The organism is Shewanella sp. DNRA4, from assembly GCF_012843185.1.
Taxonomy (GTDB): domain Bacteria; phylum Pseudomonadota; class Gammaproteobacteria; order Enterobacterales; family Shewanellaceae; genus Shewanella; species Shewanella xiamenensis.
Window position 1 is genome coordinate 145,892 of the sequence record NZ_JABAIP010000009.1, and the last position, 22,516, is coordinate 168,407.

18 protein-coding genes are annotated in these 22,516 nt (G+C 48.0%); 2 read left to right on the forward strand and 16 right to left on the reverse strand.

The features are described from left to right. Positions 1-210: 210 nt before the first annotated feature. Entirely contained in the window at positions 211-1,695 is a 1,485-nt protein-coding gene (locus tag HG547_RS11535; RefSeq protein WP_037430090.1) for an alanine/glycine:cation symporter family protein, read from the forward strand. Between the two features lie 113 nt (positions 1,696-1,808). Here HG547_RS11535 and purF read toward each other — a convergent pair whose 3' ends face one another. The 10 genes from purF to fabB all read right to left on the reverse strand — a co-directional run bounded on the left by purF (position 1,809) and on the right by fabB (position 14,455). Then, entirely contained in the window at positions 1,809-3,323 is a 1,515-nt protein-coding gene (gene purF, locus HG547_RS11540; RefSeq protein ID WP_037420099.1) for an amidophosphoribosyltransferase, read from the reverse strand. A 181-nt stretch (positions 3,324-3,504) separates the two neighbouring features. Beyond that, complete coding sequence (locus tag HG547_RS11545) at positions 3,505-3,993, reverse strand: CvpA family protein (protein WP_011072963.1); 489 nt, start codon at positions 3,991-3,993, stop codon at positions 3,505-3,507. 110 nt (positions 3,994-4,103) lie between these two features. Next, the gene (locus HG547_RS11550) at positions 4,104-4,934 is read right to left on the reverse strand and encodes an SPOR domain-containing protein (protein WP_047536581.1); all 831 of its coding nucleotides are present in this window, start codon (positions 4,932-4,934) and stop codon (positions 4,104-4,106) included. Further along, positions 4,927-6,225 (reverse strand): bifunctional tetrahydrofolate synthase/dihydrofolate synthase, encoded by a 1,299-nt coding sequence (gene folC, locus HG547_RS11555; protein ID WP_047536579.1) that lies wholly within the window; start codon positions 6,223-6,225, stop codon positions 4,927-4,929. Before folC ends, HG547_RS11550 begins: the two co-directional genes overlap by 8 nt. Positions 6,226-6,277: 52 nt before the next feature. Beyond that, complete coding sequence (truA, locus tag HG547_RS11560; RefSeq protein ID WP_169547901.1) at positions 6,278-7,063, reverse strand: tRNA pseudouridine(38-40) synthase TruA; 786 nt, start codon at positions 7,061-7,063, stop codon at positions 6,278-6,280. 112 nt (positions 7,064-7,175) lie between these two features. Next, complete coding sequence (locus HG547_RS11565) at positions 7,176-10,499, reverse strand: FimV/HubP family polar landmark protein (protein WP_169547902.1); 3,324 nt, start codon at positions 10,497-10,499, stop codon at positions 7,176-7,178. 179 nt (positions 10,500-10,678) lie between these two features. Continuing rightward, positions 10,679-11,695: an aspartate-semialdehyde dehydrogenase gene (locus HG547_RS11570; protein ID WP_169547903.1), complete on the reverse strand. Its 1,017-nt coding sequence runs from the start codon at positions 11,693-11,695 to the stop codon at positions 10,679-10,681. Between the two features lie 2 nt (positions 11,696-11,697). Further along, positions 11,698-12,828, reverse strand: a complete 1,131-nt coding sequence (locus tag HG547_RS11575) for a 4-phosphoerythronate dehydrogenase (protein ID WP_169547904.1) — start codon at positions 12,826-12,828, stop codon at positions 11,698-11,700. Beyond that, positions 12,825-13,061, reverse strand: a complete 237-nt coding sequence (locus tag HG547_RS20840) for a hypothetical protein (RefSeq protein WP_342194053.1) — start codon at positions 13,059-13,061, stop codon at positions 12,825-12,827. The genes HG547_RS11575 and HG547_RS20840 overlap by 4 nt, the downstream gene beginning before the upstream one ends. Positions 13,062-13,243: 182 nt before the next feature. Continuing rightward, entirely contained in the window at positions 13,244-14,455 is a 1,212-nt protein-coding gene (gene fabB / locus HG547_RS11580; RefSeq protein WP_037420122.1) for a beta-ketoacyl-ACP synthase I, read from the reverse strand. 138 nt (positions 14,456-14,593) lie between these two features. Between fabB and mnmC the strand changes: the two genes are divergently transcribed. Continuing rightward, on the forward strand, positions 14,594-16,693 hold the full coding sequence (gene mnmC / locus HG547_RS11585) for an FAD-dependent 5-carboxymethylaminomethyl-2-thiouridine(34) oxidoreductase MnmC (protein ID WP_169547905.1): 2,100 nt from the start codon (positions 14,594-14,596) through the stop codon (positions 16,691-16,693). Positions 16,694-16,887: 194 nt separating this feature from the next. On the opposite strand, the gene HG547_RS11590 is transcribed toward mnmC, so the two are convergent. From HG547_RS11590 to prmB, 6 genes are all read right to left on the reverse strand, one after another. Beyond that, on the reverse strand, positions 16,888-17,496 hold the full coding sequence (locus HG547_RS11590) for an RNA methyltransferase (RefSeq protein ID WP_169547906.1): 609 nt from the start codon (positions 17,494-17,496) through the stop codon (positions 16,888-16,890). 3 nt (positions 17,497-17,499) lie between these two features. Further along, positions 17,500-17,781, reverse strand: coding sequence for a YfcL family protein (locus HG547_RS11595; protein ID WP_011622202.1), 282 nt, complete (start codon positions 17,779-17,781; stop codon positions 17,500-17,502). Positions 17,782-17,865: 84 nt separating this feature from the next. After that, a complete protein-coding gene (locus HG547_RS11600; RefSeq protein ID WP_169547907.1) occupies positions 17,866-18,996 on the reverse strand; it encodes an ATP-NAD kinase family protein in 1,131 nt (376 codons plus the stop codon). Between the two features lie 63 nt (positions 18,997-19,059). Further along, positions 19,060-20,229 carry an MFS transporter gene (locus HG547_RS11605; RefSeq protein WP_169547908.1) on the reverse strand — a complete coding sequence of 390 codons (1,170 nt, stop codon included), beginning with the start codon at positions 20,227-20,229 and terminating at the stop codon, positions 19,060-19,062. Between the two features lie 69 nt (positions 20,230-20,298). Then, positions 20,299-21,393: a chorismate synthase gene (aroC, locus tag HG547_RS11610; RefSeq protein ID WP_169547909.1), complete on the reverse strand. Its 1,095-nt coding sequence runs from the start codon at positions 21,391-21,393 to the stop codon at positions 20,299-20,301. Between the two features lie 128 nt (positions 21,394-21,521). After that, positions 21,522-22,466, reverse strand: coding sequence for a 50S ribosomal protein L3 N(5)-glutamine methyltransferase (gene prmB, locus HG547_RS11615; protein WP_169547910.1), 945 nt, complete (start codon positions 22,464-22,466; stop codon positions 21,522-21,524). Positions 22,467-22,516: the final 50 nt, after the last annotated feature.

Below are 22,516 nucleotides of genomic sequence, written 5' to 3' on the forward strand. Positions count from 1 at the left end.
TCCTCAGTAACCCCATCAAATAAAGAACGTTAAATTATCAAATATTTAACAACTTTAGCTATGAAGTGACTAAAAAAATCGTTATGTTGAAGCTCTTGGACGCACACACGCGTTTTAACCTTAGGCCTAATTGGCTGTTTAGTACCCAAAATCACCTAAAAAAATCTTAAAAACTCTGCAAAAAACAACAGAATATTGGAGTTGAATTATATGAATGAGATTGTTAATGCGGTCAACAATATCGTCTGGAGTCCCGCGCTCGTTTATCTTTGCCTCGGTGTAGGACTCTTTTTCTCCCTGCGCTCACGCTTTTTACAGTTACGTCATTTACCCGAAATGATCCGTCTAATGTTTGATGGCAAAAGCACCGATGCTGGCGTGTCTTCCTTCCAAGCTTTAGCCATGACCTTAGCGGGTCGTGTAGGTACCGGTAATATCGCAGGTGTTGCCACGGCGATTACCTTTGGTGGCCCAGGTGCTCTTTTTTGGATGTGGATGGTAGCGTTTCTGGGCGCAAGCTCAGCATTTGTTGAATCCACCTTAGGCCAAGTCTACAAAGAAAAAATCAACGGGGAGTACCGCGGCGGCCCCGCCTTTTATATTGAAAAAGGCTTAGGCATGAAGTGGTACGCTTGGACATTTGCCATTGCGACCATTTTTGCCTGCGGGATTTTACTGCCAGGGGTACAAGCCAACTCCATTGGTTCAAGCTTAAAAACCGCCTTCAATATTGACCCTAATGTCACAGCAGCCATTCTTGCGATGCTATTAGGTTTTATTATTTTTGGAGGGGTGAAACGGATTGCGCAGTTCGCCAGTACTGTAGTGCCTTTTATGGCGCTCGGCTATATCATTGTCGCCTGCGTGATTATCGCCCTTAACATTGGCCAGCTGCCCGATATTATTCTGTTGATCCTAAAAAGCGCCTTCGGACTCGATGCAGGCTTTGGTGCGATTTTAGGTCTTGCGATTATGTGGGGGGTAAAACGCGGTATTTACTCCAACGAAGCGGGTCAAGGTACTGGGCCGCACGCTTCTTCTGCCGCCGCCGTGAGTCATCCAGCCAAACAAGGGTTAGTGCAAGCCTTCTCAGTGTATGTTGATACCCTGTTCGTCTGCTCAGCCACTGGCTTTATGCTGCTGATCACGGGCCTGTATAACGTGCAGGGCCCTGATGGCGCAGCGCTTTATACCGGGATTGCGGGGATTGCGGCGGGCCCTGGTTATGTACAAACCGCAATGGAAAGCATGATGCCAGGCTTTGGTAATATGTTCGTCGCCGTTGCGCTATTCTTCTTCGCCTTCACCACCATTGTGGCCTACTACTATATTGCCGAAACAAACATCGCTTATATCAATCGCAAAGTGAATCGTCCTTGGCTTACAGTGGTACTGAAAGTCGTGCTAATGGCCTCCACAGTCTATGGCACAGTGAAAACCGCAGACTTGGCTTGGGGGATGGGTGATATTGGTGTGGGAATTATGGCGTGGTTAAACATTATTGCCATTATTCTCCTGCAAAAAATTGCCTTCACTTGTCTTAAAGATTATGAATCTCAGCAAAAACAAGGTATTGAGCCACAGTTTGATCCTGAAAAACTCGGTATTCACCATGCTGACTATTGGGTTGAACGTAAAAATGCGCAGGATGAGCTAACACAGAGCCAATCCAACGAGAATCCAAAAATCTCCTAAAGATTAAAATTCCAAACAAAAAGCCAGTGACTTATCACTGGCTTTTTATTGTGCATTTTAAAGTGTGCCGACGCTTAACGCCAAGCACACTCTTTCATCTTAAGCGTTTAGTCTTATGGATGGCAGACGTTGTGTAACTCAAGGTTAGTGCCAATATCCTTATTGCGGTCAGCTTTGGCATCATCGTTACGAAGCTGCGTTAAATGATCGAGATAGGACTGATCAACGTCGTTGGTGATGTAGTGACCATCAAATACTGACGTTTCGAAACGTTTTATCTCTGGGTTTTCCATTCTCACCGCTTCGACTAGATCCGGCAGATTTTGGAAGATAATGCCATCGGCGCCGATAAGCTTAGCAATTTCATCGGCATCACGACCGTGTGCGATAAGCTCATTCGAGGTTGGCATGTCGATACCGTACACGTTCGGGAAACGAATTTCCGGTGCAGCCGAAGCAAAGTACACTTTCTTCGCCCCTGCTTCACGGGCCATCTCAATGATTTGCTCTGAAGTAGTACCACGTACAATGGAGTCATCGACTAACAGGACATTCTTACCTTTAAACTCAGTGTTGATGGCATTGAGTTTACGGCGTACCGATTTTTTACGCTCTTGTTGGCCAGGCATAATAAAGGTACGGCCGATATAACGGTTTTTCACAAAACCTTGGCGGTAAGGTAAGTCCATGCAACGGGCGATTTCTAATGCGATATCGCATGAGGTTTCCGGAATTGGGATCACCACGTCGATATCATGGTCGTACCATTCTTTTTTGATCTTTTCACCGAGCTTGGCACCCATGTTCACGCGGCTGGCGTAAACCGAGACATTATCGATAGTAGAATCTGGACGCGCAAAATACACAAATTCGAAGATACAGGGCGAGTAGCTTGGCTCTTTTGCACATTGGCGAGTGTAAAGATTACCGTCGAGGGAAATATAAATCGCTTCACCCGGCGCGACATCACGCATCACTTCAAAGCCGACAGCATCGAGTGCCACACTCTCAGAGGCAACCATATATTCAGTGCCAGTTGGGGTTTCGTGCTTACCCAGCACTAAGGGGCGAATGCCGAAAGGATCGCGAAACGCGACTAAACCTTGGCCAACAATCAACGCCACAACGGCATAAGCGCCACGGGCTTGCTCATGCACTTTGGCGATAGTGTCGAACACTTCATCAGCCGTCAGTGCTAAGCTCGTGGTTTTTTGTAGCTCATCGGCGAGCAGGTTTAACAACACTTCGGAGTCGGATGTGGTATTCACATGGCGACGCTTTTTAATCAGGCCTTCGGCCAATTCAAGCGTGTTGGTTAAGTTACCGTTATGGGCTAATGAAATCCCAAATGGCGAGTTAACATAGAAAGGTTGCGCCTCTGACGCGCTGGAACTGCCAGCAGTAGGATAACGCACATGACCAATGCCCGCATTGCCCTGTAAGCGCTGCATGTGTTTGACTTCAAATACGTCTTTGACCAGACCATTGGCTTTACGTAGTCTGAAAGCACCACGATCAACGGTGACAATACCTGCCGCATCCTGACCTCTGTGTTGAAGCACAGTCAGTGCATCATAAATGGTCTGATTAACCGATGATTGGCCAACTATTCCGACGATACCACACATGGGTAAGCTTCCTCATTGTAAGATGTTCTATGCCCTTTCATGTGAAATATAAGTAAAACACGAAGTAACTCCCCAGCCATTTGACCAGCGACCTTCGCCTCGATTTGAGTCTGCACCAATAGCACGACAGAGTTCAAAGCAGACTTATTTTTCATCACTTAGGATAAATTTATTGTCTTTTTTATAGTTTGGGTACAAAGCTGGAGGTGTTTTCCAAATAGTTAAAGAACCACTGGATGACAACGCCAAATTCGGGCACTAATACAGAATCCTTCCACCATTGGGCGTTAGGTGAGCCTGTAAAAGCATCCATAAAAAACAGCAGCGCGCTGACAATCAACGCGCCCCTAATAGCACCGAAACACAGACCTAAAAGTCTGTCAGTGCCAGATAATCCGGTTTTAACCACTAATTGCCCAATGATGTAATTGATAAGGGCACCGAGTATTAATGTGGTGATAAAAAGAATGGCTATAGAAACGCCATTGCGCAGCATCTCATCGTTCATTTGTGTCAGATGGATGGCGAGGTCTTGGTAAAATTGACTGGCAACAAAGAAAGCAGCAAACCATACCACTAACGACATGGCTTCTTTGGCAAATCCACGGATCAGACTAATAAGAGTCGATAACCCGATAACGAAGATGATAGCGTAATCAATCCAAACCATTGAGATGGCTTTCCAGCATAGGCTTTAAGACGGCGCGATTCTACCAGAGACTGAAACGATTCTCACCCCTAGAGAGGTAAATAAATTATTTCAGCCTCGGCAGTTCTGCATTAAGATTCCAACGGATTAAAAGGCACAATCCGACCTTTTAAACGTGTCAGACTTTCAACTTCTTCTTGTATTTTCTTCAACTTAACTTCTGACACATCTGGCCCCACAAACACTTTAGTCAACACGCCATCCTTTGGTGTGTCTGGAATTGTGTACGCCTTGTAACCGCTTTTACGCAACTGCGCCACTAGCGCTTTCACATTGGCGGCATTGCTAAATGCGCCCAGTTGCAGGGTAAGTCCGGGCTTTAATGAATCACGACTCACCACTTTTATGCCATCGTCTTTGGCAGGTTTTGCAGATTCAGTTTTCGCCGTTTCGGCCTTAGGCTTTTCAGCTTTTGCAACCGTGGTTGGTTTAACCTCTGGCTTTTTAGGTTCGGTTTTAGCTATCGCAGGCTTAGGTGCATCTTTTTTAGGTTCAGACTTTGCCGTTTCAGTTTTTGCCGTTTCCTTCAACTCAGCCTTGGCATCAGTTTGTACGGCCTGTGGCTTAAGTTGCTCCTTAGCCGCAGCTTGCACGGGTTCAGATGCAGATTCAGGTTTAGACTCTGGCTTAGCATCCGCGCCCACTGCCTGCGCTAATGTCGCCTCATCATTGGGAGAAGGCTCTTCTGGCATAACATCTTTGCCATCCACGTCTTGCGCAGATAGCACTTCAAACGTGTCATCGGCATTTTTATGCGCTATCGCGGTAGGACGTAAGGGAATTTCGGCAAATTGCTCCTCTTGCCGCTCCTTCTTACCGTCTAAAATATCCGGCAAAAAAATCACCCCGAGGGCGACCAGCACCACAGTGCCGACTAATCGATTATGAAACTGGCTAGACAAAACGGTTATCCTGCTTAAAGAGAGACTTAAAACCTGCCACAGTGTAAAAGGAGCCAAACACAATTACCACATCATCGGGTTGAATTTGCGCTTTTAATGCCGTCCAAGCCGTGGCGATATCCTCGAATTCGAGGGCCTTGCAGTCTTGAGCTAATGTTTGACGTAGCAAGCTGGCATTAGCGCCACGCTCGCCCTGTAAACTCACTAAGTACCAAGTGTCAATTAAGGGCGAAACCACAGGTAATACGCCGCCAATATCCTTATCCTTTAGCATACCGCACAGGGCAAACACTCGCTTACCCGCGACGATGGGCGTGAGTTGCTTGACTAAAAACCTTGCAGCATGTGGATTATGAGCCACATCGAGTAAAATCAGTGGCTGCTCATTGACTTGCTCCAAACGTCCAGTTAAACGGGCGCTGCTGATGCCTTTGGCAATAATATCGGCAGCAATATGTGGCCAACCCTGTTCGACAATGGCAATCACTGTCGCAGCATTGGGTAATGGCAATGTGGGGAGACTAAGCTGTGTTAATTTAAGTACTTGCCCTTGATAGTCCCAAGTGTTGCCATTTTGCTGATAGGTAAATTCTGTCCCGACTCGATACAACTTGGCGCCTAGGTGTTGGGCGACATCATTGACGGTATGGGGCAAGTTTGGCTCGCCGACAATGGCAGGTTTTCCTTGGCGAAAAATCCCCGCCTTTTCGCGGCCAACCAGCTCACGGGTATTACCCAAATACGCCTCATGGTCTAAATCAACCGAGGTCACGACGCTGATATCAGCATCAATCATGTTAGTGGCATCTAAACGGCCGCCAAGACCGACTTCTAAGATCACCACATCCAGCTTGGCCGCTTTAAATAGGATTAAGCCCGCCAAGGTGGCATATTCGAAAAAGGTCAGCGAAATCTCGCCACGTGCCGCTTCAATCTGTTCAAAAGCCGCTACAAAGGCGTCATCGCTGGCGTCCTGACCGTTGATGCGCACCCTTTCATTGTATTTGAGCATATGGGGCGAGCTGTAGACGCCCACCGTCAACCCTGATAAACGCAGGATGTTCTCTAGCATGGCGCAGGTCGTGCCTTTACCATTGGTGCCAGCAACAGTGACAATTTGACTTGGCCCTAAATCCAATACATTAAGGCGCTCGGCAACCTTAGAAACCCGAGTTAATCCCATGTCGATTTCGGTTGGGTGAATCGATAATAAATACGCGAGCCATTGATCCAGTGGCGCGTTTGCTCCTGGCGCAACTAAGGCTGTCAATTCACTTGGGGCTATGGTCATCGGTTATTTCCTTCCTTCGAAACGCATTTAAGCTCTGCCACTATAAAAGCCATTAATCCAACATAAACAATGGCCCAAGCGCTAACTTTGGCAATTGATATTGCTCCGGATATGTCACATCCACAAGATAAAGTCCGTTCGGTTTAGCCGTTGCCGCGGCTTGATTTCTATCTTTTAGTGACAACAGATCCGCCATCCAGGTCAATGGCTGGTTGCCAAGCCCAATCTCCAGCAGCGAACCGACAATATTACGCACCATATGGTGCAAAAAGGCGTTGGCAGATATATCGACGATCACATACATGCCCTGACGCGTCACTTTAACGCTGTGCACATTGCGAAACGGGGTTTTAGATTGACATTGAATAGCACGAAAACTGGTAAAATCCTGCTCGCCGAGCAGCGCCTGCGCCGCAATATGCATTTTATCAACGTCGATATCACCATGATAATGGCTGACGCCGTGGCGTAGGATCCCTGGGCGAAGATTATGATTGTAAATCACATAGCGGTAACGTCTAGCCGTGGCCGAAAAGCGGGCATGGAAGCTCTCATCTACCTCTTTTACCCAGCGTACGGCAATATTATCGGGTAAATTGGCATTAACACCTAAGGTCCAGGCACCTTCGTTACGTACGGCGTTGGTATCAAAATGCACTACCTGCCCCGTTGCATGAACACCAGCATCGGTTCTTCCTGCACAAAACAAGCTAATGTGCTCGTTTGCCACCTTAGACAAGGCTTGTTCTAATTGCCCTTGTACTGAATCGACTTCGGCCTGACGCTGCCAACCAAAATAGCCACTGCCGTCATATTCAATACCTAATGCAATCCGCATCACACATCCTCACAATTAATTTAGCGGCGCATTTTATCACAGCAGCCCGTAAAAAAAACGGCGCTGTGAGCGCCGTTGATCGTTAACATTAAAGCTTAATGCCAGTTCAAACTTAGCCGATCTCTTTAAGTAAACGAGCCGCTTCGTCCTGTTGACGCTCATTACCATCAATTTGAACTTCACGGAGTAGCGCTTTGGCACTGTCACTGTCATCGATTTCGATATAGGCACGGGCCAAATCGAGCTTAGCGTTAACAGAGTTCTCTTCATCGTCCACATCAATCATGGCTGCATCACCAATCAGGGCACCCACATCACTCATATCCACATCCATTTCAGGGTAGAGATCTGTCTCAGTGTTATCCTGCTCGGCGTCATTAAGCAGTTTTTCAATATCGATATAGCCATGTTCGTTTTGGAAATTAGTCAAATCATGCTCAGGTACAAACTTCTTCGACTGACGTGACTCCTGCGCATCTAGCGCTGCTAATGCTTCATCGACCGTGAGAGTGTGCTCTTCATCGAGGGCAAAGCTATCTTCTGGTGTTAATACCTCATCATCTTCAACTTCGGTATTGGCACTAAAAGCAGCAAGCACATTGTCGTCACTTAAATCGATATCGTCATCAGTATCTAAGTCCGCCCTGAAAGCAAACTCATGAGCGACATCCTCATCAACAATATCATCATCTTTGTCAGTGATAATCTCGAATGTAGGCTCGACCTTATCAATCGGTTCGTCTAAAACAAATTCCAGAGGTTGACGCGGGGAAACCGCTTGCGGATCGACAGCGATAGGATCCACGGGTGCAACAGGTTCGGATTTAGGACTGTCAGTTTGTGCGCTAGACGTAGGCGCAAAGTTAAGCTCAGTGTCCCAATCCAGTACGTGGGGATCTTTACTCTTGTTAGCTTTTAAGTCGTTAAAGAAAGAAGCCTCTTTCTCTTTAACTTTTGCCGCTGCGGCAGCTGTCGCAGCCGTTAAACCTGCTGTGGCGAGTACCGTATCATCCGCTTGATTATCAGCATCGAAACCGGTAAATGTTGGCTCAATGGTTTCGTTAGGATTATCATCTGGGCTCTTCGCAATCGTATCACTAAGCTCAAAGGTATCATCCGTACCATCAATCGCATGGGCAGCACCGATGCCCTTGAGTAAGCCTTCATCCTCGAGCTTATCATCTGTTTCAGGGTAGGTGGTTTCGAGGTCGAAATTAAACTCATCCGCGTCGGCTTCAGCCTGCTCTGGCACATCAAATTCGGCGAGAAGAGATTCGAGATCATCATCTGCAGACGATAACTCTTCAGGTAATGCCATTTCGAGCTCTGCTGCCAGCATATCGTGAGGGATGTCGGATTCATCGCTAGACGTTTGTTGTTCCGCCGAATCTTGGTCCTCAAAACCTGCGAGCAACTGGTCAAGATCATCATTGACTGGCAGGTCGGTGTTTAGTTCATCTTCCAATTCGGCAGCAATGGCTGCTGCAAGCGCAGGATCATGCGCGGTTGGTGCATCCAAACCTGCGAGCAGAGAATCAATATCGTCGGATTCAATGACACCGATATCATTAAGTTCAGTATCTAATTCTGCGGCGATTTCATCGCTTAAGTCAGGCTCTGGCGCAGCTGGTTTATCAAAATCGGCCAGTAACGCATCAATATCGTCGGTTTGCGCGACCCCTAGCTCTGCTAAATCATTATCTAATTCAGCAGCAATTTCATCGCTAAGATCGGATGCTGTAGTGGTGTTTTCCTTACCATAATCCGCTAATAATGCATCGAGGTCGTCCTCAGCCACTGGCTCAGATACCGAATCGGTCATTTCAGATTGATTAAACCCGGCGAGCAAGGCATCAATATCATCTTCAGCCGTTTCAGTTAACGCTATATTTTCAAGTTCATTATCTAATTCAGCAGCAAGCGATGCGGCTAAATCTTGATCGGTATCTAACTCAGCTGCATCAACCACCTCTGGGTCGGCTGGAATATCAAATCCCGCTAATTCATCAAGGTTCTCATTAGTAGATGGCGCATCAAGCTCTTCGGAGCCAAGCCCTGCCAATAATGCATCAAGATCCTCTTCTTCGAGAATATTACCTGATTTGGGTTTTTCTTCCGCAAAGGCTTCCTCTTGGTCGCCCATGGCCTCAGCCCAGAGATCATCTAAGGATTGGCCTTCGTCCTCTTCAAATTGTGGTTCTGCCGCAGTGTTAACACCTGGGTCAATAAACATTTCAGAAGCGATGTCCATCTGCTCATGGCCATCGGTCATTTCATGCTCGGGTTGTAAACTCACGCTACCGACATCTAATAAGCTATCAATGGAATCGGCATGGTCAGTGTCTAAATGCACAGCCATATCGTCAAGATCATCGTCATCCATCGCCAGCACTGATGCTCCCGTTGCCACACCAGCAGCACCTGTCGCCATGGCTACCTGCTGGGCTGCTAACTCACGGCGTTCTTTATTACGCTTACGACGAAGCATCCAGAACACAAGCAGCAGTAGTAACAATGCAGGGACCACCGCTGCTGCAACCAATAACAGCGGATTATTTATCAAGTTTCGCCATAGATCTTCAGGCTCAGTAGGCGTTTGCGGCTGCGCATCGGCATCTGATGGGGCTTGAGCAGCTTCCACCTCGGCCTTCAGTGCAAGATTTTGCTTTTTACTCGCCTGTAAGGTTTCCTCTAATACCGCAATTTGTTGGTTTAAATCCTCAATTTTGGCTTTAAGGGCTTCAACATCGGCATTTCTTACCGCGAGCTGATCTTGTGCTCTGGCTAACTCATCAGTTAAGGATAAATTTTTGCTCTCCGCGGCCTCAAGGCGAGTATTCACATCGGAACTCACCATTTTCGTCGCAGCGGGTGGCGTCGCAACGGCATCCGTTTTAGCAACTTCGGTCTTAGCCGCTTCGGGTTTAACATCGACTTTAGGTTGAGGCTCTACCTTAGGTTTATTTTCAACTACGGGAGTGACAACAGTGGGTTTAGATACTGGTTTAGTCGCCGCTTTGGCGGTATTACGGACTTGCTTATCGCTGCGTTCGGCGCGGGCAATCGCTACACTATTGGGAATGGATAACATCACTTCTTTCGAAGGGATAAGCAAAATCATGCCACGTTCGAGGCTATTGTAACTGTCGGAGTTAAACGCATGGGGGTTGGCATCAAATACTGCAGCCATGACTTGATAAACACTGACACTGGCATCGGGACGGACTTTTTGCGCAATACTCCAGAAAGTATCTTTAGCGGTCGTTGGCCCATATTGATGATTGACCTGACGGATTTGTCCATCTGGTCCCATGATTTTTAAAGGTTTTATTTTGGGAGTATCGGCAGCTATCGCAGGATCAATAAAAGAGGTCGTGGAAAAAACAGCTAAAACGGTGGCCATCAGGCCCACAAGATACGAAGTGCGAAATTTCATCAATCCTTCCCTTTGAAGCGCTATTTAAGTTATCTCGCTGATAACAGGCTTTAGGCAATTGTATTTATTGAGATTACTATAAACTAGAAATCCCAGCCCTGCTACTGTTCACAATTGTAAAACAAAAAAAGCCTGCTGGCAGCAGGCTTTTTCATTGGGCATCAATTGCTACTTAAGACTTAGTAATAATCTCTCACTAAAATCTCGGCAATTTGCACGCTGTTTAAGGCTGCGCCTTTACGAATATTATCCGACACTACCCAAAGATTAATACCGTGAGAATGGGAGATATCCTTACGCACACGGCCCACGTAAACAGGATCGGTACCCGCTGCATGGGTCACAGCAGTTGGATATTCGTCATCGGACTCGAACAATACCACTCCTTCGGCATTACGCAGTAAAGCTTTAATATCTTCTGCATCGGCAGGTTGGCGAGTTTCGATGTGAACCGCTTCAGAATGGCCATAGAATACCGGCACGCGCACAGCAGTCGCGTTAACGAGAATGTCATCGTCGCCAAAAATCTTCTGGGTTTCCCAGACCATTTTCATTTCTTCTTTGGTGTAGCCATTGTCCATAAATTTATCAATTTGCGGCAATACGTTAAACGCGATTTGCTTTGGATAAACGTCAGCGTCAGCAGGCAGACCTTGCAACAGCTTAGTGCATTGTTTTGCCAGTTCTTCAATCGCTTTTTTACCCGTACCAGAGACCGATTGATAAGTCGCCACGTTAATACGACTGATGCCATAAGTGTCGTAAATCGGTTTTAGAGCCACCAGCATTTGGATGGTCGAGCAGTTCGGGTTGGCAATAATATTACGGTTGCGGAAATCAGCAATCGCATGGGGGTTAACTTCAGGCACAACCAATGGAATATCAATGTCATAGCGGAAGTGAGAGGTGTTATCGATCACCACACAACCCGCTTCAGCTGCGATAGGCGCCCACTTGGCCGAGACATCACCACCGGCAGAGAAGAAGCCTAACTGCGCTTGGCTCCAATCGAAGGTTTCGACGTCCAAAATGGTAACTTGTTTGCCATGGAAGCTGACCGTTTCACCGGCGCTACGGCTACTGGCTAAAGGATATAAGTTCGCAACCGGGAAGTTACGCTCTTCGAGGATCTCAATCATTGTTTGACCCACTGCACCCGATGCACCTAAAACGACAACATTAAATTCCTGCGACATAATTACCGACCGACTCCTGAAAAACCTAAATTGGACAACCAATCTACCTCAGATTGACCGTGATAAGCCAGCGCCAATGCACTAAATTCGCGTCGATGTTTGTGATTTTTTCTCATAGTGTCGAAGCCATTCGACCTTGCAAAGCCATTTCGGAATACGGCATCGTCATCACGCAGGTCGTAGACGAATCTTGCGAGCTGTAATAGGGCTTTTTCATCGGGGACTTGTTCGAGTTCAACCGCCTTAAAATGAAATGGAGGCAATAGCTCGAAAAAGCGTTTGGTGGCCGGAATGGCTAACAACTCACACAACTTTTGGTACAGCATAAAAGTGCCACGAGCCTTACCTTCTAAGCTGTAACCGGCGATATGCGGAGTCGCAAACTCAGCAAAAGGCACCAGCTCCGGCATGGGATTCGGTTCCCCTTCCCATACATCGAGCACCAATTTAAGATCATCCCTTTGCTGCTTAACCTTAATTAAGGCTTGATTATCAATTACATCACCGCGGCAACAGTTCACCAACCACGTATTAGGTTTAAGACTCATTAGGCGCGATTCATCGAATAAATGCAGTGTCTTATGCTCGCCAGTGCGAGTGATGGGCACATGTAGGCTGATGATATCCGCTTCATGTAATAGGGTTTCAAGGCTCACAAAATGACGGGGATCGCCTTCGGCCGCTTTGATGGGGTCATTGAGCAATACCTTAATACCGTAGGCTTCGAGGCATTTGGCCGTTGCGCTACCAGTATTGCCCGCACCGACAATCCCCACAACTTTACCCTTGAGCGGCGAATTAAACCGCGCCGCCAGTTCTAACATCGCAATAAAGGCAAACTCCCCGACAGCGGTCGCATTACAGCCGGGTGCATTCGAAAAGGGAATGCCACGCCCAGCAAGATAGGCCAGATCCACATGATCAGTCCCTATAGTTGCACTGCCGACAAACTTAAGTTTTGGATTGGCATCTAACAGTGCGGCATTGACTCGGGTGACAGAGCGCACCAGCAGCACATCGGCATCTTGCACCTGCTCAGGCGTTAGCGTGCGGCCATTGACTGGGATTATCTCGCCTAACGCCCCAAATAAGGGTTCGACATAGGGCATATTTTCATCGACAACAATCTTCATGGGGACCTTTCTGATAAAAATGGGCTAGAGAGTGAGTAGCCAAGGATTCTAGCAAGACTCTGATCATAAACCCAATCCCTGAGTCGAATTATACCAATCGTATTAAATATCTGTTCATTCAGCGGGAATTCAACGCGCTTTAGACAAGGCGAAGGCTTGAAGGCATAGTGGTGCTCTGTCGAAAGCCTTAAACGCAGTATAAAGCGCGTAGAAACCCGCCCTTCGGGAGCCACACTGGCATCCCACTCCCGCGTTACATTGACTTAAAAGGGAATAACCATTTCTGCATCAATGCGCCTTGGATTGAAATGCCTGTGAGGCTCTGAACTGATTAGATATTTAATGTGATTGGTATTACTCAATTTAGCCAATAAAAAAGGAAGCCGAAGCTTCCTTTTTTAACAAAAATAATGACTTATTTATATTTGCGCATCACTAACGTTGCGTTAGTGCCACCAAAACCAAAGCTGTTGCTCATGACAGTGTTTAGCTCTGCATCGCGGTATTCACGCACGATTGGCATGTCCTTCGCAGCTTCATCCAAGTTATCGATGTTGATGCTTGGGGCAATAAAGCTGTTTTCCATCATGATCAAGCTGTAAATCGCTTCATGTACACCTGCGGCGCCTAATGCATGGCCAGTCATAGACTTAGTAGATGCAATTGGTGGACACTTGTCTTTAAAGACTTCACGCAGGGCTTCTAATTCACGCACGTCACCTACTGGAGTAGATGTACCGTGGGTGTTGATATAGTCAATTGGTGTGTCCACATCGGCCAGTGCCATTTGCATACAACGCACCGCACCTTCGCCAGACGGAGCCACCATATCGTAACCGTCTGATGATGCACCATAACCAATCACTTCAGCGTAAATCTTCGCGCCACGAGCCAGAGCGTGCTCTAACTCTTCAACAATTAAGATACCGCCACCACCAGAGATAACGAAACCATCACGGTCAGCATCATAGGTGCGAGAGGCTTTTTCTGGAGTGGCATTGTATTTAGTCGATAGCGCGCCCATCGCATCAAAGCCCATGGTCAGAGTCCAATCCACTTCTTCCGAACCGCCCGCAAACACCATATCTTGCTTACCCATTTGGATAAGTTCAACGGCGTGACCGATACAGTGAGCACTGGTCGCACAGGCTGAACTGATTGAGTAGTTCATACCTTTGATTTTGAAGGGTGTCGCTAAACAAGCGCTGGCCGTGCTCGACATAATGCGTGGCACGATATAAGGACCCACGCGTTTTACGCCTTTTTCGCGTAGAATATCAGCCGCTTGCACTTGGTTAGAAGACGAAGCGCCGCCTGTACCCACAATTAACCCTACGCGAGGATCTGAATATTGCTCTTCAGTTAACTGAGCATCCTTAATGGCTTCTTGCATTGCAATGTAAGCATATGCCGCGGCATCGCCCATAAAACGCAGCGCTTTGCGGTCAATCAGCTCAGAAGGATCTAATTTGATATTGCCCCATACATGACTACGTAGTTGCATTTCTTCAAACTGAGCGGAATGTGTAATACCACTACGGCCCGCTTTAAGTGACTCAGTCACTTCTTGCTTGTTATTACCGATACTTGAAACAACACCCATTCCGGTGATCACGACTCTTTTCATTTTATTGCTATCCATTGTGTACATGTCAGTACCTACTTTTTGCTGAGCCAATAGTATCTGTTTTGCTTCAATTAAGTGGTCAGCTTTCCATAAAGGCGGGTAAAATAATGCCTAATATGAGACCGAGAGTATATTTCTTTGACTGCTAAGCCCCAAAAATCTTACCAATTTAAGCGTGATTACCCGCAACTAATCAACCTTTATCCCCAATGCGCATTGACTACTGCACAGTCTCTGGACAATTTTACTCTCCTTCAACTCTCTCGCTTACCGACGCAATCAACTCAGCTCATTCAGGGCTTGCACGTCATGGGGCAATGGGGATTAGGCGATGGACTCGAGCTACTCTCTTTACTGCATCACTGGCAAACGCATACTCAATCTCAAGGCAAAACGCGTCTGTTAGTCAAAGTGTTTGAGCCCAATCCCATTAACGATTACGAACTTAAATTACTTTGGGATCAATCGCAAAGTTTAATTTCCAAGCCTCATTTACAACCCATTGCCAATGCCATACTTAAGGCAAAGCCTGCGCGCATTATAGGGTGCCAGAGATTAATTTTTGATGACGGCCTAATCACAGTCGATTTGCATTTTGGCGATCTGAACACAGCACTTAGCCAACTCCCCCACAGTACTTCTCATCCCATTCAGCAATGGCTGGTTTTACCGCATTTACCTGCGCAGCTAAATGGTAAGCAGCTCTGGCAAATGGCGCGCTTGAGTGCGGATGATGCCCTACTGATTGGGCTTAATCTTAGTGAAACAGCGCAACACCTTGCCCACAGTTGCGGCTTTAGCACGCTTGACGTCAGCCAAGACGCTCTCAATGAAAATACCTGCGACTCACTGCGAAGCCAGATTATCAGCGACAATATTCTGATCCATGAGCGTAAATTGCTGCGTCAACAAGCCGATACCGTTCAGGCATTTACCCCAAAACCTTCGGCACTCGCCACTAAAGAGCAGCCAATTGCCATCATAGGCGGCGGACTCGCGTCAGCACATCTGATGCTATCACTCGCCGAACGAGGCCAAAGTAGCATATTGTTTTGTAAGGATAATGAGTTAGGCCAAGGCGCGTCTGGTAATCGCCAAGGGGCCATCTATCCCCTACTCACGCCAGAAAATGATGAACTTAGCCGTTTTTTCCAACAGGCCTTTTTGTTCAGTCGCCGCCGTATTGAGGCGCTGAGTCTTGCATCAACGATGGGCACGAACGGAACATCTGGCGTGACACCAATTTCCCATGATTTTTGTGGTGTGCTGCAAACGGGTCATGATGAGCGCAGCCAACAACGGCTCGATAAAATCATCCAAAGCCAAGACTGGCCAGCGGAAATCGCCTACGCTGTTGATGCGAATGAAGCCAACGAAATCGCTCAAATAGGTATTGATAAGGCTGGATTTTTTTATCCACTCGGTGGCTGGGTATGCCCATTTGAATACGCCAAGGCCGCGGTGGATAAGGCCTCGCAACTTGCCCATGTGCAGTGCCATTTCAATACCGACATCACCGAAATCAAGTGTGATACAAATGCTTGGTATCTCCACACTCAAGGCCAACGTTTTGGACCATACAGCCAACTCGTGCTCGCCAATGGCGCGCAGCTGACACAGTTTTCGGCCAGTGAACGTTTGCAGATAAGTCCGTTTCGCGGCCAAGTGAGCCACGTCCCCGCCCAATTTAAACTGAGCCAATTGGCGACCGTGTTATGCGCGAATGGTTACCTCACGCCGAGTCATCAAGGCTTGCATTGTCTTGGCGCCAGTTATGTAAAAGCGGCAGCTCACCTCGATTTTTGCCCGCAGGAGCAACGGGAAAACCTAGGCAAAATGCAAGAAAGCTACCCCAATCAAGCCTGGGTTGACGATATCGACATCAGGGGCAATAGCGCCCGAGTTGGCGTGCGCATGGTAACGCGGGATCATTTCCCGATGATGGGCTGCGCGCCCGATGTGGCTGAAATATTGGCGCGCTATGAACAGCATCAACTCAATCAGCAGCAGGCCGAACAAAGCAAGCATTATTGGCAAACAACCCCAGCTCCCATCCTCAATGGCCTTTATATCCTAGGTGGTTTAGGGTCGCGGGGGCTAAGTTCAGGGCCGTTGGCGGCCGAATGCTTAGCGGCACAATTAACCGGTGAGCCGCTTCCACTCGATTGGCCTACACTCCATAAACTCAGCCCGAATCGAATGTGGCTACGCAAATTGCTCAAAGGCAAAGCACTTTAGTGAAAGTGAGCACAGTGGTTTTAGTGTTTCTGATTAGTTGTTGAATAAAGAAGCAGAGTTGCAGCAATTAAGCGTTATCGCTAAGAGAAAACTAAGCACTCCAATGCTGGTATTTTCTCAAGATAAAAGTGCAAAAACAAAAAAGGATTAAGCCATTGCTTAATCCTTTTTGGAACAGATGCTGATTGTAAAGACTACTTCGAAGACTCACGCTTAGTGGTTTTAACACGAGTGCGATTATTATTGTCGCGACTTTGACGGATCAAGGCATCACCATCGAACTCGGTTTGAGCTGATACTTGCTCACGATGGGCTTTCGCTAATCTATCGTACAGCAGCACATTGACCGACGCAGCCAGATTCATGCAGCCTACCGTCGGCACATACACCACGGCATCCGCCCTATCGATAATCTCTTGGCCAATGGTGCCATCCTCAGGGCCAAACACATAAAAGGCTTTCTCGGGATGCACAAACTCAGGTAAGGGTGTCGCCCCTAGGACTAAATCCACGCACACCAGCTTAGTGTCAGAGGGGAGCGCATCGAGTAAGGAGGCCACTCCAGTCAATGGAATCCGCTCGGCGGCGCTCTGCGTATCGGCGTTATATTGCTGCGGCCCACGGGCGGCATATTCATAGCGTTTACCCGTGTAGAACACGGCATCGACACCATAACAACCCGAAGCGCGCATAATGCCGCCTACGTTCGTCGGGGTTTTCGGATTGACTAGACCGATATAAACCGCTTGCTGCCCCTCAGATTCAGCCATGGCATCAACCGAAGTCGTCGTGGATATACTCATTAATTAGGCCGCTAAATGACTAACAATCTTGCCATGTAATTGTGTCCAAGCCGCTTCCACTAATGCAAAATCGGCATCATTTAATTCTTGGCGCGCGAGGGCTAAACAGTCGGTCATTTTTTCAAGTAAGGCTTCTAAAGTGCTCTCGCCTTCGTCTTCGAGTTGCGATAACACCACCGCCACATGGCCTTGCAGATAACCGCAGGCAAATAAGGCGTCGTCATCACCATGGCTTACGACAGACTCAATCCACTGTTCTAGTGCTTCTTCATACTGCTCTAACATCGGGTCAAACTCTCCAATAACGTATTTCGCCCAAATGGCCGCTGGCCCCTCGGTGCTTGCAATCTCCGAGGAGAATAAATCTGATTAGTCGGGGTTGGCCACCTGATACATCACATAATCATGGTAACCCGTCGTCACTTTGTAATAGCCACAAAGCTCACGATCTAATTGAGGGTCGCCACTATCCACAATTAAGGGGCGTCCTTCAAGTGCTTTTAGCTTAGTTTTTGTGGCGAGGATAATAATATTGTCCTTACCGAGGCGGCGGATAAGCTCTGGCGACAACTGTTGATTGCCACGACCGAGAATATGCCCCTGCCCGCCAATCAAGGTAATAACCAGTTTTGCGGGCTTATCTTGAGTAAAGTCGAGCAACTGCTTGGCGGTTAAATCACTCGCCGCCAAGGCTTTATCTTGAATAAGATCAACCCCCAACAGGGTGTTATCGAGCCCAAGCTCTTCCATTACAAAGGCGACCGTGCTGCCCGAGCCCATAATGTACAGCTCGTCTTCCATTTGCTGGATAACATCGGCGGCAATATCGGCAAGCACGAGCTCATCGACCTCTTTTCCGCCCATCTTCACCGCTTGCACATAACGGGGTTCAGCGGGCACTAATAGCTCACCAAACCGTTTGGCGCGCACCGTGCCTTGGCGAAAAGCTACTTCATCGATATCCATCACATCGGCACTCATCAGGCTGACTAACTCACCCTCAAGCAACATTTTGACCACCATACCCGCAGCATGGGGCGTGATGCCGTAAACACCTGAATGGATTTTTACTCCAGCAGGAACACCAAGCACGGGTAATTTATCGTCGATAACGGCTTGTTCAAACACGCTATACACATCACGCGCCGTGCCATCGCCCCCCGCAAACAGTAATAAATCTAACGGTTCATCAAGCAAGGTACGCACTACGGCTTGCGTGTCGACGGCTTGGGTTTTATCCGGAGTTTGATACACCACACGGGTGTTAAAACCTAAGGCGTTGGCGGCATCCTCCCCCATCACACCTGAGGCGGTAATGATTTCGATATCTTTGGCAAAAGGGGCAATCACTTCTAAGGCTTGCATCATACGCTTTATCGCCTTGGGCTCGGCGCCTAAGGCAAGGGCTTCTTCTGCCACGCCATCGCTGCCCTTAAGACCCACACTGCCACCTAAACCCGCCAGTGGATTGATGACTAAGCCTAAACGAAACCGGATCACCTTAACCTCTCTTGTTAATTATTCTAGTTTTTACAATGAGTTACTTTCACAATCAATATAAGCTTATGCAGCAACCGCTTGCGCCCTATCCTTAGGGATCAAAAATACCGCTAACATGGCCGCAAAGGCACAGGCCGCCGCAAATACCCAAGACCATACAGCGCCGCTACCATCACCCCAGATATAACCGCAAATCCAAGTGCCGAGTGCGCCGCCAACCCCAAAGCTTAAGCTGGCATACAGGGCTTGCCCTTGGCTGCGATGACTGGCATCAAAATTTCGATGCACAAATTGAATCGAGGCCGCATGGGTCAAGCCGAAGGTGAACGCATGCAGCACTTGGCTTAAGCCCAGCAATAACATGCTCTCTACGCCAAAGGCGACCAACAACCAGCGCACGGCGGTCATGGCAATACTGACGACAAGCAAGGTATTGACGCCATAACGTCCAAGCAAGCGAGGCGCAAACATAAACATCACGATTTCGGCCATTGCACCGAGGGCGACAAAAATCCCCGCGGCCGCTTCGGTATAACCCGCCTGCTTAAGATAGAGCACAAAGAAACCGTAAAAAGGCCCTGCGCTCATCTGTAATAACATCGCCGACACCATGAACCACAGAATGGGTTTAGTCCATTTAAGTGGCTGGCGCTCTTGTCCTTGTGGGCGCATAGCCCGATTGGCAGGCAATGGCAAGGCACACACCAGCATCCCCGTAAACAAAACTAAACCAATATAGGGCAACACCTCGGTGCCCCATTGACCGATGGCAAAACCGGCACCGACCACTAAGCAGATATAGCCAATGCTGCCAAAGCTGCGGATTTGTCCATAGCGGCTGGCATTTTCACCTAAGGTTTCGAGGGTGATCACCTCAAGCTGCGCCAAAATCGCGTTCCAGAAAAAGGTATACAACGCAAGACTCAGCGCCATATACACAAAACCACCGTGATAGAAAAAGCTTAAATACGCCAACATCGCAGCGCCCGCGCCCATCTTAATTAATTCGGAACGCATGCCAGTACGATCGGCCACCTTCGCCCACACATTGGGGGCCACGATACGCGTCGCCATTAAAATCGCGAGTAAAAAACCGATTTCTTGAGGGTTAAATCCCCGGTTTTCAAAGAAGACCCCAAGGTAGGGGATCATAGTGCCGAGAATTGAAAAGAAGAAAAAATAGCAAGCACATAACCAGCGTAATTGCTGGCTTGTGCTAGAGATTGTAAACATTAACGCATTCCATTTATTACACAGCCGCTATGCATCATTATTCCATGCAGACTGTCTCATTCATCGCGCCTATCTCATGCCGAGAATCGGTGTATGACTGCGAACATCCTGATTTTGAGCTCTGTGTCTTAACAGATGATCCATCAACACAATCGCCAGCATAGCTTCGGCGATCGGTACCGCGCGGATCCCGACACAGGGATCGTGACGACCTTTAGTCACCACTTCTGCCATTTCACCTTGGGCCGTCATGCTTTGACCCGGCACACTGATACTCGAGGTCGGTTTTAATGCGATATGAGCAATAATCGGTTGACCCGATGAGATGCCGCCGAGGATGCCGCCCGCATGATTAGATTCAAAACCCTGCGGCGACATTAAATCGCGCCCTTCTGAGCCCTTTTGCGTCACAACCCCAAAACCATCACCGATTTCCACGCCTTTTACCGCGTTTATGCCCATTAAGGCATGGGCGATGTCGGCATCGAGCCTATCGAACACAGGCTCACCCAGTCCAACAGGCACATTAGTCGCCACCACCGAAATTTTTGCACCAATGGAATCACCGGATTTTTTCAGCTCGCGCATATACTCATCCAGCGCCTCGAGCTTACTCGCATCGGGGAAGAAAAAGGCATTTTGCTCGATTTGACTAAAATCGAGGGTCTCGGCACTAATCGGTCCAAGTTGCGACATATAGCCTTGGATATTAATCCCATGCACTTGCTTTAAATACTTTTTCGCCACAGCGCCTGCAGCAACCCGCATAGCGGTTTCGCGTGCCGATGAACGGCCGCCACCACGGTAATCACGCAGGCCATACTTTTGCTGATAGGTGTAATCGGCATGTCCTGGACGGAATAAATCTTTGATATTGGAATAATCTTGGCTGCGCTGATCGGTGTTTTCGATCAAAAGCCCAATGGAGGTGCCCGTGGTTTTGCCCTCAAACACACCGGATAAGATCCGTACTTCATCAGGCTCACGACGCGCGGTGGTATAACGGGATGTGCCAGGACGACGGCGGTCTAAATCATGCTGCATATCGGCTTCGGTGAGTTCGAGCCCTGGTGGGCAACCATCAATAATACAACCGAGCGCCACACCGTGACTTTCACCAAAGGTAGTCACCACAAAATTTTGACCAATACTGTTTCCAGACATCCGCTTTTTACACCTTAAATGATTTGCTTCTCGCTCCGCGCCCAGCAATGGCTGGACAATTCTTTTTCCCGCTGCAAGCCTAACTGGCAGCGGGAAAAGACTCAACCTAATTTATGTGCTTATTGTGATTATTCCGCGTCGCGATAAATGGCAAAAAGCGATTGATGTTCGATCAATTGATCACGAGTTAGCACAAACACACCGTCGCCGCCGTGTTCAAAGTTAACCCAAGTGAAAGGTACTTCAGGGAATTGCTCCATCAGATGCACCATAGAGTTACCCACCTCAACCACTAAAATGCCCGTTGGTGTCAGGTATTGAGCCGCATTCGCTAAAATGCGTTTGGTTAAGTCGAGGCCGTCACGACCCGAGGCTAAACCAATCGCAGGCTCATGGTGGTATTCATCTGGCATATCGCCGATATCTTCTTCATCCACATAGGGCGGATTAGAGACAATTAAATCATATTGTGGACCTTCAGGAATGGCTGAAAACAGATCCGATTGCATCGGGAACACTCTGTCCATCACCCCTAAGGTTTCAACGTTGATTTGCGCCACATCGAGGGCATCATCACTGATATCGAGCGCATCGACCTCAGCTTCATCAAATTCGTAGGCACAGGCAATCGCGATACAACCACTGCCGGTACATAAATCTAAAATGCGATTAACTGGCTTGCCGTATAACCAAGGACTAAAGCGATTGGCGATCATCTCGGCGATAGGTGAACGAGGTACCAATACGCGCTCATCCACATAGAATTCAAGCCCTGCAAAGCGCGCTTTATTGGTTAAATAAGGCACAGGCAAACGCTCACGTACGCGGCGAATGATCAGCTCAACGATTTTGTGTTTTTCGCTGCTGGTTAAGTTACTTAAAATCACCTGTTGGCCGATTTCTTCAGGCAAGTGCAGCGCATGGAACACTAAGGCAATCGCCTCATCCCACGCGTTATCCGTCCCGTGGCCATAGTACACATTAGCATCATTAAAGCGGCTCACCGCCCAACGCAACATATCACCAATGGTGCGTAACTCTGTCACAGCTTCATCTACAAAGATCTTATCCAAAACGCTCTCCCGCTTGTATGTTCACAAACATTGTAACTGAACTCTATTCA

Excerpts from the sequence above, each read along its gene's own strand:
- fabB (WP_037420122.1), bottom strand. The coding sequence starts at position 14,455 with ATGAAAAGAGTCGTGATCACCGGAATGGGTGTTGTTTCAAGTATCGGT.
- purF (WP_037420099.1), bottom strand. The coding sequence starts at position 3,323 with ATGTGTGGTATCGTCGGAATAGTTGGCCAATCATCGGTTAATCAGACC.
- HG547_RS11570 (WP_169547903.1), bottom strand. The coding sequence starts at position 11,695 with ATGTCGCAGGAATTTAATGTTGTCGTTTTAGGTGCATCGGGTGCAGTG.
- HG547_RS11565 (WP_169547902.1), bottom strand. The coding sequence starts at position 10,499 with ATGAAATTTCGCACTTCGTATCTTGTGGGCCTGATGGCCACCGTTTTA.
- HG547_RS11545 (WP_011072963.1), bottom strand. The coding sequence starts at position 3,993 with ATGGTTTGGATTGATTACGCTATCATCTTCGTTATCGGGTTATCGACT.
- truA (WP_169547901.1), bottom strand. The coding sequence starts at position 7,063 with ATGCGGATTGCATTAGGTATTGAATATGACGGCAGTGGCTATTTTGGT.
- HG547_RS11605 (WP_169547908.1), bottom strand. The coding sequence starts at position 20,229 with ATGTTTACAATCTCTAGCACAAGCCAGCAATTACGCTGGTTATGTGCT.
- folC (WP_047536579.1), bottom strand. The coding sequence starts at position 6,225 with ATGACCATAGCCCCAAGTGAATTGACAGCCTTAGTTGCGCCAGGAGCA.
- aroC (WP_169547909.1), bottom strand. The coding sequence starts at position 21,393 with ATGTCTGGAAACAGTATTGGTCAAAATTTTGTGGTGACTACCTTTGGT.
- HG547_RS11575 (WP_169547904.1), bottom strand. The coding sequence starts at position 12,828 with ATGAAGATTGTTGTCGATGAAAATATGCCCTATGTCGAACCCTTATTT.
- HG547_RS11535 (WP_037430090.1), top strand. The coding sequence starts at position 211 with ATGAATGAGATTGTTAATGCGGTCAACAATATCGTCTGGAGTCCCGCG.
- HG547_RS11595 (WP_011622202.1), bottom strand. The coding sequence starts at position 17,781 with ATGTTAGAGCAGTATGAAGAAGCACTAGAACAGTGGATTGAGTCTGTC.
- HG547_RS11590 (WP_169547906.1), bottom strand. The coding sequence starts at position 17,496 with ATGAGTATATCCACGACGACTTCGGTTGATGCCATGGCTGAATCTGAG.